This is a genomic window from Virgisporangium ochraceum, from assembly GCF_016863655.1.
GTDB lineage: Bacteria > Actinomycetota > Actinomycetes > Mycobacteriales > Micromonosporaceae > Virgisporangium > Virgisporangium ochraceum.
In genome coordinates this window covers 12927-26284 of record NZ_BOPH01000134.1, presented here as the reverse complement: position 1 = coordinate 26284, position 13358 = coordinate 12927, and the positions used below count along the sequence as shown (strand labels likewise).

The window sequence follows — 13358 nt, the reverse complement described above, 5'->3', positions numbered from 1 at the left end:
CGATGGCGCATTGGGCGGTGGTGTTCCCGGCCGAACGGCTCGACGAGGAGCGGCTGTTCGCCAACGACTCGGTTCCGCTGGAGGGCGACGGCCCGACGGCCGGCGATGTCGTCCTGCTGGTCGCCGACGGAGCCGCGCCGGTGCTGTTCGGCCTGGGCCGCGTGCGGGTGCCCGGCGAGGTGCACTACACCCACCGGCTGCTCGACCAGCCCGTGCCCGTGGGCGACCTCAAGCTCGCCGGGCCGGGTGTGTACCCGCTGGAGCCCTCGGCGTTCGAGGCGTCGGCCGGTGGGGTCGACCCGTACCTGCGCACCGACGGGCCGAAGCGCACCTGGCTCGTGAGCGTCGACATGCCGATCGAGGCGGCCAGCCCGGCCGAGGCTGCGCGCCTGTTCTGGTCGTACGTGTACGAGCTGGGGCCGCAGGAGCTGCCGGCGTTCGTCAGCCCGGTGGGCAACGAGCTGGCCATGCAGGCCTTCGTTCTGGGCATCGAGTCGAACCAGGACCCCGAAGAAGAGGACTGATCCACAGAGGCGCCACAGAGACCGTGCCGATAGTCGGACATTTCGGGCAGGTCTACCCAGTCGCACCGCGCACCGGCGTTACGGTCAGGGCATGGCGACCCGTTCGGATCTCGCGCATCTCCTCCGTCGTGCCGGGTTCGGCCCCCGCGTCGACGAGGTGGACGCGGCGGAGAAGGGCGGCGTCGCCGCCACAGTCGACGCGCTGCTCGCCCCGCCGGCCGCCGACGCGGGCGCGGCCCGCACGCCACCACCGGCCACCGCCGACCCGGTGGCGGCGCTGGCCAAGGACGCCACCCGCGAGCAGAAGCAGGCGGCCCAGAAGCAGCAGCGTGAGCAGGTCGCCGCGCTGACCGTCTGGTGGCTCGACCGCATGGTGCAGGCCGATCATCAGGCACACGAGAAGCTGACGTTCTTCTGGCACGGGCACTGGGCCACGTCGGTCCAGAAGGTGCAGTTTCCGCAGGTCATGCTCGCGCACCAGCAGAAGCTGCACGCGCTGGGCACGGGCGCCTTCGGCGTCCTGGCGCACGCCATGGCCAAGGACCCGGCCCTGATCTGGTGGCTCGACGGGCACAAGAACACCGCCAAGGCCCCGAACGAGAACCTCGCCCGCGAGCTGATGGAGCTGTTCACGCTCGGCATCGGCAACTACACGGAGGCGGACGTCAAGGCGGGTGCGCGGGCGCTCACCGGCTGGGCGGTCGACCGGTCCCGCAACCTGGCGGTGATCAACGCCAAGCGGGTCGACACCGGGGAGAAGACGATCCTCGGCCGGACGGGGCCGTTCGGCACCGACGAGTTCGTCGACATCCTGCTCGCGCAGGAGGCCACCGCGAAGTTCGTCACCGCCCGCCTCTGGTACCGGTACGCGTCGACCGACCCGGTCCCGGCCGACACGCACGGCCGCCTGGTCGCCGCGTTCCCGCAGGGGATCACGGCGGTGTTGAAGGCGCTGTTCACCGACCCGGCATTCGCCGCCACGAAGGGTCAGCTGGTGAAGCAGCCCGTCGAGTGGGCCGTCGGCGCGATGCGCCAGCTCGGCGTGCGTCCCGGCGAACTGTCCACGGCCGAGAAGCAGCAGCTCGTCAGGGCGCTGCGCGAGCAGGGGCAGATACCGCTCGACCCGCCGAGCGTGGGCGGCTGGCCGTCCGGGACGGCGTGGCTCACGACGTCGGGCACCCAGTGGCGGCTCAAGGCGGCCGACCTGCTGGCCGCGAAGGCGTCCCCCGCGGTCACCGAGAAGCTGGCCGCGGTCCCGGAGAAACAGCGACCCGACGCCCTGGCGAACCTCCTGGCGCTCGACGGCTTCACCGACCGCACCCGCGCGGTGCTGACCGGCGAGCCGAAGCGCATCGTCTCGCTCGCCCTCGCGAGCCCGGAATACACGGTGCAATGACATGGACCTCGTGACCCGTAGGAAGTTCCTCCTGGCCAGCGGCGTCGTCGGTGGCACGGCGCTGGCCGCCGGCGCGGGCGCCTACACGCTCGGCCAGCTGATGGAGACCACGTCGTGGAAGCCGCTCGGCGGCCCGCGGACGCTCGTCCTGATCACGCTCTACGGCGGCAACGACGGCCTCGCCACCGTGATCCCCTTCGCCGACCCCGGCTACGCGAAGGCCCGCGGCGAGATCGCCTACACCGGCGACCAGGTGCTGCGGCTCGACGACGAAACCGGGCTCAGCCCGTCGCTGAAGACCTTCAAAAAGCTGTGGGACGCGCGTCAGCTGGCGATCGTGCGCAACGTCGGATACCCGAAGCCCGACCGCAGCCACTTCCGCTCGATGGACATCTGGCAGACCGGCGACCCGTCGCGTCCGGGCAACACCGGCTGGCTGGGCCGGTGGCTCGACACCGTGCCGGGCGGCGACCCGCGGCACGCGGTGACGTTCGAGCGGGTGCTCCCGCCGGTGCTCGCCGGCGCCACCCGGGCCGGTGCCGCCGTGACCACGACCGGCTCGTCGTTGCCGAAGGGCTACCAACCGGCGGTCCTGACCGCGCTCGGGCAGGCGGCCTCCGACGAGAGCCCGCTGCAGGCCCGGGCCGCCCGCGCGTTCGCCGACCTGGTACAGGTCGACCGCATGGTGCAGGACCTGCCCGACGCGCCCGACGAGCAGGCCGGCTCGCCCGGCACCGGCACGGGCGGGCGCACCGAGTTGAAGGCCCAGCTGGAGGTGATCGCCCGGTGCGTGGAGGCCGGCGTGGCCACCCGGGTCTTCTCGGCGTCGCTGGGCGGGTTCGACCTGCACGCCGACGGACGGGAGGCGCAGCAGAACCTGCTCACCGAGCTCGACACGGCCGTGGGCGGCTTCGTCGAGCGCATGTCGCGGTCCGAACGCGGGCGCGGCGTGGTCGTCGCGATCTACTCCGAGTTCGGCCGCCGGGTGCGCGCGAACGCGTCCGACGGTACCGACCACGGAACCGCCTCCGACGTGTTCCTGCTCGGCCAGCCGGTGCGCGGCGGCCAGTACGGTGAGCGTCCCGACCTCGCCGACCTCGACGACGGTGACCTGAAGTTCACCACCGACTTCCGCGACGTGTACGCGACGCTGCTGGCCGGCGTGCTCGACACCGACCCGGGCCGGGTGCTGAACGGCTGGAAGGGCTCGATTCCTAAGCTCCTGTGAAGCTCGGCCGCTGCTTCTGCACGAACGCTCTTGTCGCCTGCTTGTGGTCCTCCGTCGCGCCGCACGTTGCCTGCGCCTCGGCCTCCACGGCGAGGGCGTCGGCGAGCGTCGCGGCCCCGGCCAGTTGGCGTTTGATCTGCCCGTACGCCACGGTCGGTCCGGCCGCGAGCCGCGCCGCCAGCTCCTGCGCTCTCGGCAGCACCTTCTCGTCGTCGTCGACGAGGTAGGTGAGCAGGCCGAGCCGGTGTGACTCGGCCGAGTCGACCGGCTCGGCCAGCATCAGCAGCTCGGTGGCCTTGGCGTGCCCGACGATGCGGGGGAGCGTCCAGCTCGCGCCGGTGTCGGCGGCGAGGCCCACGTTGGCGAACGCCATCAGGAACCCGGTCTTCGGCCCGCCGACCCGGAAGTCGGCGAGCAGCGCGAGCGAGGCCCCGGCGCCGGCGGCCACCCCGCGCACGGCGGCCACGACGGGCCGGTCGAGGCCGGCCAGCGCCAGCACGAGCGGGTTGTAGTGCTCGGTGACCGTCGACAGCGGGTCGTCACCCTTCAGCGACTCCACGTGCTCCCGGAGGTCCTGCCCGACGCAGAAGGCCCGGCCGGCGCCGGTCAGCACCACGGCACGGCATCCACGGTCTGCCCTGATGGCCTCGACCGCTTCCGTGAGCGCGAGCTTCAACGGGACGTCGAGCGCGTTGAGCGCGTCGGGCCGGTTGAGCGTCAGCGTGGTGACCGCGCCGTCCTTCTCGACGAGCAGTGTCATGGGGTTTCTCCTTTACGCGGGTACTGGCGGCCGCTGGGCGTTGTCGAGGCACCGGTCGACGAACCGGTCGGCCGGTGGCCGCAGGCGGGCGGCGTGGTGGTCGAAGAACGCCGCGGCGGCGGTGCCGGCCCAGCGGTCGGGGAGCAGCACCGGTGGCAGCTGCGGGTCACGGAAGAGGAACGTGCGCCAGCGGTGTACCAGCGTGAACCGGGCGAGGTAGGCGGCCTCGTCGTCGGCCGGTGGCTGTTCGACCAGTTCCCGTGCGTCCTGGACGAACCGTTCGTAGGCGGCCGCGAGTTCCGGCAGGTTCCACGCCCGGCGGACGAGCGCGGCGGCGCCCCGCAGGCCGCCGGTGTGCCCGGCCGTGAACCGTTCGAACACGATCCCGGCGTCGGCGAGGAGGTGCTCGACCTCGTCGGACGGCCGCGGCGCGACCCAGGTGCCGGTGTCGATGCTGCCGTACCCGAGGAAGCTCAGGGTGGAGGCGAGCCGTTGCCGTTCGGCCCGGGCCGCCGGCGGCTCGATGACCAGCAGGTCGAACTTTCCGTCCCAGGCCAGCCGGCCGGTGCGGTAGATGCGGGCGCTGGAGTCGTCGAGCCTTCTCGTGGCCTTCGGGGTGAGCAGGTAACCGGGTCCGCTCGACAGCCGCAGCGGGTGCAGCCAGCCCTGCCTGACCATCCGCGAGACGGCTGTTCGCACTGCTGGGGCCGCTATTCCGAGGGGCGCGAGCAGACGCACGAGAGCGGCGACCGGGGCGCGACCGCCACGCGGACGCAGGTAGTCGCCGTACAGGTCGAAGAGGGCCGACCGTGCCTGCATGGGCGCTCATTGTGACAGAGCTGCCGGTCACGGGCCATATCACTGTCACAACGAAGCCGCGTCGGTTTGGGTCTTGGGGCCATTATCAGCGAAAATCAAAAGTTGGCACGTAACCGACGGGCTGATCGCTCGCCGGAAAGTGGCACGTCGCATGTGGGTGCGGGCCTGCGAGGGGAACCGCCGCGCCTGAGTGGCTTAGCTCGACTGGCTGATGTGAGGGGAGACAAGATGGCGGCCATGAAGCCGCGGACGGGTGACGGTCCGCTGGAGGTCACCAAGGAGGGCCGGGGCATCGTCATGCGGGTGCCACTGGAAGGTGGCGGCCGCCTGGTCGTCGAGATGACGCCGGACGAGGCGAACGCGCTCAGCGAGGCGCTGAAGACCGCCACCGGCTGACTCCGGCCCGAACCGCGGCTCGTACGGGGATTCCGTGCCGGCGCGCTGTCGACCACGACGGCGCGCCGGCCGTCCACCGGCGCGGCGCACATCCGAACGTCCCTCCTCGCCTGCCGTGGCCCGGCGGGTGACCATTGCCGCCCGGAACCGGGCACGGGAGACCCCATGCTGGACCTGCGCTTCGCACGCGCGGTACCGCGTTCGGCCACGGTGGTCGCCGTGGCCGTCGCCAGACAGACGGCCGACGCCGCTGACGTCTCCGACGCCGCTGACGTCTCCGACGCCGCTGACGAGCTGGCTGAGCTCGACGTCCTGGGCACCCTGCCGACGGGTACCGAGCCCGACGAGCTGGCGGCGTTCCTGCGCGAGGTGAAGCACAAGGGCAAGGCCGGCTCGGTGCACACGTGGGTCCGGCCGTTGCACCCGGTGACGAGGCTGCTGCTCGCCGGTGTGGCCAACCGCGAGGAGGCCGACTGGCGCTCCACGGGCGCCGCCCTGGCCCGCAAGGCCAAGGGCGAGGACCGCCTGACCGTGCTCCTGCCCCCGGACCTCACCGACCCGGAGCTGCGCGGCCTGGCCGAGGGCCTGTGGCTGGCCTCGTACAGGTTCTCCCTGGCCAGCGACGACGATGACAGCCGCAAGCTGCGCCGGGTGACCCTGGTGGCCGCCACCGCCCTCGACGCCCCACTCGAGGCGGCCCGCACCACGGCCAGCATGGTGATGCTGGCCCGCGACCTGACCAACACCCCGAGCGACCGCAAGACCCCGGAGTGGCTGGCCCGTCAGATCAGCCGCGAGGCCCGCACCCTGACCGGCGTGACCGTCACGGTGCGCGAGCCGGCCCAGCTGGTGGCCGAGGGCTTCGGCGGCGTGCTCGCCGTGGGCGGCGGCTCCGAGCGCGGGCCGCGGTTCGTCGAGATCTCGTGGCGCCCGCGCGGGGCGGGCCGGCACGTGGTGCTGGTGGGTAAGGGGATCACGTTCGACACCGGCGGGATCTGCATCAAGGGCCGCGACGGCATGAAGCTGATGCGCAAGGACATGGGCGGCGCCGCCGCCGTGGCGGCCGCGACCCTCGCCGCCGCGGCCCGCAAGCTGCCGGTGCGGGTCACGGCGCTGCTGCCGCTCGCCGAGAACATGCTCAGCGGCAGCGCCATGCGGCCGGGCGACGTGGTGCGTCACTACGGGGGCATCACCACCGAGGTGCGCAACACCGACGCCGAGGGCCGCCTGGTGCTCGCCGACGCGTTGCAGTACGCGGTGCGGAGGCTGCGCCCCGACGTGCTGGTGGACCTGGCCACCCTGACCGGTGCCCAGAGCGTCGCCCTGGGCAAGCGCACCGCCGCCCTGTACAGCGACAACGAGGCCCTGGCCGACGAACTGCGGGCCGCCGGCACCGAAGCCGGTGAACGCATGTGGCGCCTCCCCCTGCACGACGACTACGCCGACGCCCTCGACGGCGACGACACCGACCTGGTCAACTCCACCGAGATCGGCGGCGGCTCGATCATGGCCGCCCTCTTCCTCCGTGAGTTCACCGGCGACTACCGCGACCGCTGGGCCCACGTCGACATGTCGGCCCCCGCCTGGTCGGACAAGGCGGACGGTGACCTGACCAAGGGCGCGACCGGCTGGGGCGTGCGCACCCTCGTCCGCTGGCTGGAAACCCAGGCCTCCGCAACCGCCTGACCGCCGCCGCACACAGGCGTTGAGCACGGCGCGCTCTGCGGGCGCGGCGCGCGTTCGGTGTGCGGTCCGCGCGTTCCGGGTGGGCGCCGCTAGGCGGCCCGCCCGGTCGCCTCGGCCGCTCTCTCGGCTGCCTTCTCGGCTGCCTTCTCGGCCATGGCCTGCCGGCGGCGGACCCCCAGCGCCGTGCGGCACAGGTACGCCCACCAGCCGACGTACGGTTCGTACCGTTCGCGTAGCAGGGCGGGGGCCGGGGCGCCGGCCGGACCGTAGACCTCGGCCGTCATCGTGGTGAACTGATTCATCTCCAACGGGGCGTCGTCGGGGCGGCCCAGGACCCGGAGCAGGATGGCGTCGGCGGTGAACGTGCCGATGCCGCGTACGCCGAGCAGCATCGAGCGGGCCTCGTCGTAAGGGGCGGTGCGCAGGGTCTGCTCGTCGAGCGCGGCGACCCCGCTCAGCACCTCGGCGAGGCGGAGGGCGCGCTGGGCGTTGCCGGCGAAGGTGAACAGGCCGTCGGCGCCGAGGGCGGCCAGCTCGTCGAGGCCGGGGAAGGCGACGTAGGTCTCGCCCTCGAACGCGATCCGGCGCCCCAGTTCGGACGCCATCCGCGCCTTGCGCGCCGTGGCGAACCACTGGGTGGACCGCTGGGTGAGCGTGAAGTACGTGGCACCCTCGGCCAGCGAGCTGAACCGCACCTGGTGCAGGCCGGCGACGAGCGGGAGCAGCTCGGCGACCGGCGGGTCGTCGGCCATCAGGGCGAGCAGCGGCCGCAGGTCGTCGCCGAGGCTCAGCCACGCGGCGACCCTCCGCTCGAGGTGGCCGGCGCCCGCGGGGGACAGCGGCCGGTCGGCGTAGACGTCGAGCCGCACGCCCGGCCTGGCATCGGGCGGCTCGCTGACCTCGACGACGACGGCGGCACGCGGATGGTCGGGATGGGCCAGGCCCTTGCGGACCCGGTCGACCAGGACCGCCTGGTCGCCGGCCGACGGCCGGAACCCGGACATGGCGCCCAGCGACGCGGCCAGGGAGAACGGGGGAACGGCTGGCAGGAGCACGGTGTGTGCGAGTTCGGGGTTCATGCGTCAAGGCTCGACGGGGGGTACGACAGAAAGCACGCGTTACCGGCGCACCGCGCAGGCAAGTCCGTCGGCGGTCGGCAGGAACGCCGGGAGCCAGCCGTCCTCGTCGCGGAGCGCCTTCAGGACCTCGCGGAGCGCGACGGTCTGGGGGTCGCGCGCGGTCGGGTCGGTGAGCCGTCCGCCGCTCCAGGCGTCGCCCAGCACGAGCAGACCGCCGGGACGCAGGAGCCGCGCCGCCGCGGCCACCGCCGCCGCGTACTCCAGCCGGTCGTGGTGCACGAAGACCAGGTCGTAGACGCCGTCGGCGAGCCGGGGTAGCACATCCCGGGCCCGGCCGGTGATGATCCGGGTGCGTGACGGTGCCAGGCCGGCCGACGCGAACACCCGGCGCGCCACCCGCTGATGCTCCGCCTCGACGTCGATCGTGGTGAGTACGCCGTCGGCACGCATGCCGCGGAGCAGCCAGAGCCCGCTCACGCCGGTCCCCGTGCCGATCTCGACCACGGCGCGGGCCGCACCGGCCGCGGCGACCAGGCGCAACGCGGCGCCCGCCGCCGGACTCACCGGCGCCAACCCCAGCTCCTCGGCATGTTCGCGGGCGGCTGTGAGCAGTGCGTCCTCCGCGACGTAGCCGTTGGCGAAGTCCCGGACGTGCGCCTCGAACCGCGCGGTGATCGCGCACCTCCTCCCGTCCCGGAGCGAGCCTAGTGAGCGTTCGTGGCAGATGGTGTGCGCGCCCACGTGCAATGCTGGACAGGTGCCACCGACCAGCGGTTGGCCCCGGTCGATGAAGGAGCGCCGATCGTGACGGACGGATCGCCCTGGCAGCGAGGCGCAGGGCAGGCCCGTGAGGTGTGGTGGTCCGACGCGCTGAGCGATCCGTGGCGCGACCCGCAGGCCTCCGCGGTGGTCTACACGCCCCCGCCGCCCGGTGTCACGCCGCCCGTCGCGCTCGAGACACCGCCGCCACCGCCGCGCCGCGGTCTCGGCCTCGTGCTCATGGTGTCCGTGATCACCGCCCTGCTGGCGGGCGCGCTCGGCGGCACCCTCGGCTACGTGTTCGCGCTGCGCGGCGGGGGCGGTGCGCTCGGCGGCGGCACCCAGCTCGGCGGCAGTCCACCCGAGGCGGCCAACCGGGCACCGGAATCGGTGGCCGGCGTGGTCAAGAAGGTGCTTCCGAGCGTGGTGACGATCCGGGCGCGCGTCGGCAACTCCGGCAGCCTGGGCTCCGGCTTCATCGTCTCCAGCGACGGTTACGTGCTCACCAACGACCACGTGGTCGGTGGCGCGTCCGGCGGCGCCACGATCACCGTCACGTTCTCCGACGGGCGCACCGCACCGGCCCGGGTGATCGGCACCGAGACCGAGTCCGACGTCGCGGTGTTGAAGATCGACCAGACCGGTCTGCCGGCGGTCGAGTTCGCCGACTCCGACGCCGTACAGGTCGGCGACCCGGTGATCGCGGTCGGTGCGCCGCTGGCGCTGTCGAACACGGTCACCTACGGGATCGTCAGCGCGACCGACCGGCCGGTGGTCGCCGGGGAGAGCGGCAGCCCCCGCTACTACGCCGCGATCCAGACCGACGCGGCCGTGAACCAGGGCAACTCCGGCGGTCCGCTGTTCGATCTCGCCGGCCGCGCGGTCGGCATCAACTCGGTCATCAAGTCGCTGTCGGCCGACCAGCAGACGGCGGGCAATGTCGGCCTGGCGTTCGCGATCCCGATCAACCAGGCGCAGCGGCAGGCCCGGGACATCATCGAGCGGGGCAAGGCCCGCCGCACGGTGCTCGGCGCGTCGACCGATCCCGCCTACAACAGCCCGACCGGCGGCGTGAAGCTCGCCAGCGTCGTCGCGAGCGGACCGGCCGAGCAGGCCGGGCTGCGCGCCGGCGACGTGGTGCTGAAACTCGAGGACGACCCGCTGGAGGACCCGGAGGACCTGGTCGCCCTGGTGCGCAAGTACCCGCCCGGCGCGGTGGTCCAGGTGCAGTACCAACGCAGCGGCGCCGACCAGCGCGCGTCGGTGACCCTGGCAGCAGATGCCAACTAGGTCGTAGGCTCACGGCGTGTTCGAGAATCTCGGGGGCTTCGAGATCCTGGCGCTCGTGCTGTTGGCGCTGTTCATCATCGGCCCCGACCGGTTGCCCAAGGCGATCTCCGACACCATGGGCTTCTTGCGCAAGGTGCGGGGAATGGCGCGCAACGCCACCAGCGACCTGTCGCGCGAACTCGGTACCAACATCGAGCTCGAAGACCTCCATCCGAAGACCTTCTTGCGTAAGCATCTGCTGAGCGAGGCCGAGGAGGACGCGCTGCGCAAGCCGTTCCAAGAGGCCTACCGCGACATCAAGAAGACGACCGACAGCGCGTACGGCGAGGTCAAGAGCACCACGGATGCCCTGAACCTCGACAAGAGCACGCGCTCGGTCACCGGCGCCACCACCGGCTCGGAGCCGACGGCCAAGCCGGCCGTCCGGTACGACGACGCAACCTGACGTAAGCGGCTTGCGCATTCTGTCGTAAGATTGCGGCCATGACGCGTCGCCTTGCTGAAGTGGCGAAGAAGGTCGGGGTCAGCGAGGCCACGGTCAGCCGGGTGCTGAACGGCAAGCCGGGGGTGTCCGAGAACACCCGCGAGGCGGTGCTCACCGCTCTCGACGTGCTCGGGTACGAGCGGCCCACCCAGCTGCGCGGCGACCGCGGCCGCCTGGTCGGGCTGGTGCTCCCGGAGCTGCAGAACCCGATCTTCCCCGCGTTCGCCGAGGTGGTCGGCGGCGCGCTGGCCCAGCAGGGCTTCACGCCGGTGCTGTGTACCAGAACGGCGGGCGGCGTCACCGAGGCCGAGTACGTCGAGCTGCTGCTGCAGCACCAGGTGAGCGGCATCATCTTCGCCGGCGGCTTCTACGCGCAGGCCGACGCGCCGCACGCGCACTACGGTCGCATCGTCGAACGCCGCCTGCCGGCAGTACTCATCAACGCGGCCATCGACCAGCTCGACTTCCCTCGCGTCTCCTGCGACGACGCCGTCGCGGTGGAGCAGGCCCTCGGCCACCTGCTGGCGCTCGGCCACACCCGCGTCGGCATGGTGCTCGCCCCGCCGGATCACATTCCGTCGAGACGCAAGGAGGTCGCTTTCCGCGAAACCGCGGCGGCCGCCGGCATCAAGCTCGACGACGACCAGTTCGAGCACGGAATGTTCTCCATCGAGAGCGGGCAGGCCGCCGCCACCCGGCTGATCAAGCGCGGCATCACCGGGATCGTGTGCGCCAGCGATCCGCTCGCGCTAGGTGCGATCCGGGCGGCCCGCCGCAGCGGCCGGTCGGTGCCGGCGGACCTGTCGGTGGTCGGCTACGACGACTCGGCGTTCATGAACTGCACCGACCCGCCGCTGACCACGGTGCGCCAGCCGATCGAGTCGATGGGCCGGGCGGCGGTGGAACTCCTGGTGGGCCAGATCGACGGTGCCGTCATCTCGACCGACGAACTCCTCTTCGAGCCTGAACTGGTGGTGCGCGGCTCGACCGCCCCCGCCCGCTGAACCGCACCGCCGCGTAGCAACCCGGCCCGCGCGCCCCGCCCGCTGAACGCCACCGCCCCGTAGCAGGGCCCCGGCACACCCGGGCCTCCGCGCCCCGGGCCACGCGCGCTCGCGCCCCGGGCCACGCGCGCTCGCGCCCCGGGCCACGCGCGCCCCGTGCCTCCTGGCCGGCCCGCCCCGCACGCCGGCCCGCCCGCGCCTCTTCCGCCCGCCGATCTTGCAGTCGTGGCCGCCCTTTCCCGCCCATTCGCGGCTTTTGGTCCGGGGCTACAACTGCAAGATCGGCGCGAACCAGCGCGCTGACCAGCGCTTTCGCCAATCTCGCCCGCTCTGTTCGTTGCGCAATGGCTTTTTTGCATCCGTGTATTTACTTCTTGCGGGATCGACGCCTACCCTTCTGGCTACGCCGGCACCGTCCCGCGCTTCGCGCGCAGGGCGCCCCGCCGGTCCACCCACCCACCCGCCACAACTGACGCAACCCACCGCCGACGGGCCGCCCGCCCGCCGGCCGATCCACCACGCCCATGTGCCCATACGGCAGTGGAAGGAACTTCGACATGATCAGAGCCAGCAGCGGCAGAGCGGTCAGCCTGCTGCTCGCCGCCGGCCTTGTTCTCGGGACGGCCGCCTGCAACGGAGACGAAGACAGCGGCGAGTCCGCTGACGGCGTCGTCACCATCACCGTCAACGCGCTCCCGCCGGAGACGGAGGAGGTGAACCGCAAGAACTACCTCGCCGACGTGGCGGAGTTCGAGAAGAAGTATCCGAAGATCAAGATCGATGCCAAGGAAGGGAAGATGGACCCGAAGACGTTCTCCTCCAAGCTCGCCGGTGGGCAGCTCGAGGACGTCTTCTACGTCTACTTCACCGACCCGGCCCAGCTGATCGCCAAGCGGCAGGTCGCCGACATCACGCCGTACCTGAAGGACTTCCCGGTCGTCGAGCAGATCAAGCCCGACCTCATGAAGGTCTTCAAGGACGACAAGGGCAAGGTCTACGGCCTCCCGTGGACCAACTACACCCTCGGCCTGCTCTACAACCGCGCCGTGTTCACCAAGGCGGGGCTCGACCCGAACAAGCCGCCGGCCACGTGGCAGGAGGTCCGCGACGCGGCCAAGAAGATCGCGGCGCTCGGTGACGGGCACGTCGGCTACGGCGACTACAGCAAGAGCAACACCGGCGGCTGGCACTTCACCGCCGAGATCTACTCGCTCGGCGGCGACATCGCCAAGCAGGACGGCGACACCTGGAAGGCGGCGTTCAACGACGCCAAGGGCAAGCAGGTCCTCCAGCAGTTGTACGACATGCGCTGGACCGACAACAGCATGGGCGAGAAGCAGCTGCTCGAGTACGCCGACCTGCTGACGATGATGGGCTCCGGCAAGCTCGGCATGTACGTGGCCGCGCCGGACAACATCCCGACGATCGTCAACCAGTACAAGGGCAACTACAACGACTACGGTCTCGGCCCGATCCCCGGCGGCCAGGCGACGCTCGGTGGCGGCGAGGCGTTCATGTTCAACGCCAAGGCCACCCCGGCGAAGATCAAGGCCGGCCTCACGTGGCTGACCTGGATGTACACGAACCCCGACCGGGCGGCAGTGGACTTCCAACGCAAGGCCGCCGACAAGGTTCCGGTCGGCCTGCCCCAGCCGAACCTCTACACCGGCGCGGCCGAGGAGAAGTACCTCGCCGCGGCGAAGCAGTACGGCAACGTCCCCACCGACAACTACAAGGCCTTCACCGAGAGCACCGAGAAGATCCCGCTGAAGGTGGAGCCGCCGGCGGCGCAGCAGATCTACGCGGTCCTCGACACGGCCATGCAGGGCGTCCTCACCGACCGGAACGCGAACGTCGACAAGCTTCTCGCCGACGCGGAGAAGCAGGTCAACCAGATCCTGTCGGCTCTACCAAAGTAGAAAAAACGGGGAAA

13 protein-coding genes are annotated in these 13358 nt (G+C 71.8%); 9 read left to right on the top strand and 4 right to left on the bottom strand.

The annotated features are described in order from the left end of the window. The first annotated feature begins 2 nt into the window (after positions 1–2). From Voc01_RS46495 to Voc01_RS46485, 3 genes are all read left to right on the top strand, one after another. Positions 3–524 (top strand): hypothetical protein, encoded by a 522-nt coding sequence (locus tag Voc01_RS46495; protein ID WP_203934195.1) that lies wholly within the window; start codon positions 3–5, stop codon positions 522–524. 91 nt (positions 525–615) lie between these two features. Beyond that, entirely contained in the window at positions 616–1920 is a 1305-nt protein-coding gene (locus Voc01_RS46490; RefSeq protein ID WP_203934194.1) for a DUF1800 domain-containing protein, read from the top strand. A 1-nt stretch (position 1921) separates the two neighbouring features. Next, positions 1922–3148: a DUF1501 domain-containing protein gene (locus Voc01_RS46485; protein WP_203934193.1), complete on the top strand. Its 1227-nt coding sequence runs from the start codon at positions 1922–1924 to the stop codon at positions 3146–3148. On the opposite strand, the gene Voc01_RS46480 is transcribed toward Voc01_RS46485, so the two are convergent. Beyond that, on the bottom strand, positions 3135–3908 hold the full coding sequence (locus Voc01_RS46480; RefSeq protein ID WP_203934192.1) for an enoyl-CoA hydratase-related protein: 774 nt from the start codon (positions 3906–3908) through the stop codon (positions 3135–3137). The two genes, Voc01_RS46485 and Voc01_RS46480, sit on opposite strands and share 14 nt — an antisense overlap. A 12-nt stretch (positions 3909–3920) precedes the next feature. After that, entirely contained in the window at positions 3921–4727 is an 807-nt protein-coding gene (locus Voc01_RS46475) for a PaaX family transcriptional regulator (protein WP_203934191.1), read from the bottom strand. A gap of 228 nt (positions 4728–4955) precedes the next feature. On the opposite strand from Voc01_RS46475, the gene Voc01_RS46470 reads away from it, so the two are divergent. Both Voc01_RS46470 and Voc01_RS46465 read left to right on the top strand, forming a co-directional pair. Continuing rightward, on the top strand, positions 4956–5123 hold the full coding sequence (locus Voc01_RS46470) for a DUF3117 domain-containing protein (RefSeq protein ID WP_203934190.1): 168 nt from the start codon (positions 4956–4958) through the stop codon (positions 5121–5123). 165 nt (positions 5124–5288) lie between these two features. Next, positions 5289–6809, top strand: a complete 1521-nt coding sequence (locus tag Voc01_RS46465) for a leucyl aminopeptidase family protein (protein ID WP_203934189.1) — start codon at positions 5289–5291, stop codon at positions 6807–6809. An 89-nt stretch (positions 6810–6898) separates the two neighbouring features. On the opposite strand, the gene Voc01_RS46460 is transcribed toward Voc01_RS46465, so the two are convergent. Both Voc01_RS46460 and Voc01_RS46455 read right to left on the bottom strand, forming a co-directional pair. Further along, the gene (locus Voc01_RS46460; protein ID WP_203934188.1) at positions 6899–7888 is read right to left on the bottom strand and encodes a DNA glycosylase family protein; all 990 of its coding nucleotides are present in this window, start codon (positions 7886–7888) and stop codon (positions 6899–6901) included. A gap of 39 nt (positions 7889–7927) precedes the next feature. Beyond that, complete coding sequence (locus Voc01_RS46455) at positions 7928–8563, bottom strand: O-methyltransferase (RefSeq protein WP_203934227.1); 636 nt, start codon at positions 8561–8563, stop codon at positions 7928–7930. 129 nt (positions 8564–8692) lie between these two features. Between Voc01_RS46455 and Voc01_RS46450 the strand changes: the two genes are divergently transcribed. The 4 genes from Voc01_RS46450 to Voc01_RS46435 all read left to right on the top strand — a co-directional run bounded on the left by Voc01_RS46450 (position 8693) and on the right by Voc01_RS46435 (position 13344). Next, complete coding sequence (locus Voc01_RS46450; RefSeq protein WP_203934187.1) at positions 8693–9937, top strand: S1C family serine protease; 1245 nt, start codon at positions 8693–8695, stop codon at positions 9935–9937. Positions 9938–9953: 16 nt separating this feature from the next. After that, positions 9954–10382, top strand: a complete 429-nt coding sequence (locus Voc01_RS46445) for a twin-arginine translocase TatA/TatE family subunit (RefSeq protein WP_203934186.1) — start codon at positions 9954–9956, stop codon at positions 10380–10382. Positions 10383–10420: 38 nt separating this feature from the next. Further along, positions 10421–11425 carry a LacI family DNA-binding transcriptional regulator gene (locus Voc01_RS46440; protein WP_203934185.1) on the top strand — a complete coding sequence of 335 codons (1005 nt, stop codon included), beginning with the start codon at positions 10421–10423 and terminating at the stop codon, positions 11423–11425. Between the two features lie 557 nt (positions 11426–11982). Further along, positions 11983–13344: an ABC transporter substrate-binding protein gene (locus tag Voc01_RS46435; RefSeq protein WP_203934184.1), complete on the top strand. Its 1362-nt coding sequence runs from the start codon at positions 11983–11985 to the stop codon at positions 13342–13344. Positions 13345–13358 lie beyond the last annotated feature (14 nt).

Coding starts and splice junctions, on each gene's coding strand:
- Voc01_RS46435 (WP_203934184.1), top strand. CDS start 11,983: ATGATCAGAGCCAGCAGCGGCAGAGCGGTCAGCCTGCTGCTCGCCGCC.
- Voc01_RS46475 (WP_203934191.1), bottom strand. CDS start 4,727: ATGCAGGCACGGTCGGCCCTCTTCGACCTGTACGGCGACTACCTGCGT.
- Voc01_RS46470 (WP_203934190.1), top strand. CDS start 4,956: ATGGCGGCCATGAAGCCGCGGACGGGTGACGGTCCGCTGGAGGTCACC.
- Voc01_RS46480 (WP_203934192.1), bottom strand. CDS start 3,908: ATGACACTGCTCGTCGAGAAGGACGGCGCGGTCACCACGCTGACGCTC.
- Voc01_RS46465 (WP_203934189.1), top strand. CDS start 5,289: ATGCTGGACCTGCGCTTCGCACGCGCGGTACCGCGTTCGGCCACGGTG.
- Voc01_RS46485 (WP_203934193.1), top strand. CDS start 1,922: ATGGACCTCGTGACCCGTAGGAAGTTCCTCCTGGCCAGCGGCGTCGTC.
- Voc01_RS46495 (WP_203934195.1), top strand. CDS start 3: ATGGCGCATTGGGCGGTGGTGTTCCCGGCCGAACGGCTCGACGAGGAG.
- Voc01_RS46460 (WP_203934188.1), bottom strand. CDS start 7,888: ATGAACCCCGAACTCGCACACACCGTGCTCCTGCCAGCCGTTCCCCCG.
- Voc01_RS46440 (WP_203934185.1), top strand. CDS start 10,421: ATGACGCGTCGCCTTGCTGAAGTGGCGAAGAAGGTCGGGGTCAGCGAG.
- Voc01_RS46490 (WP_203934194.1), top strand. CDS start 616: ATGGCGACCCGTTCGGATCTCGCGCATCTCCTCCGTCGTGCCGGGTTC.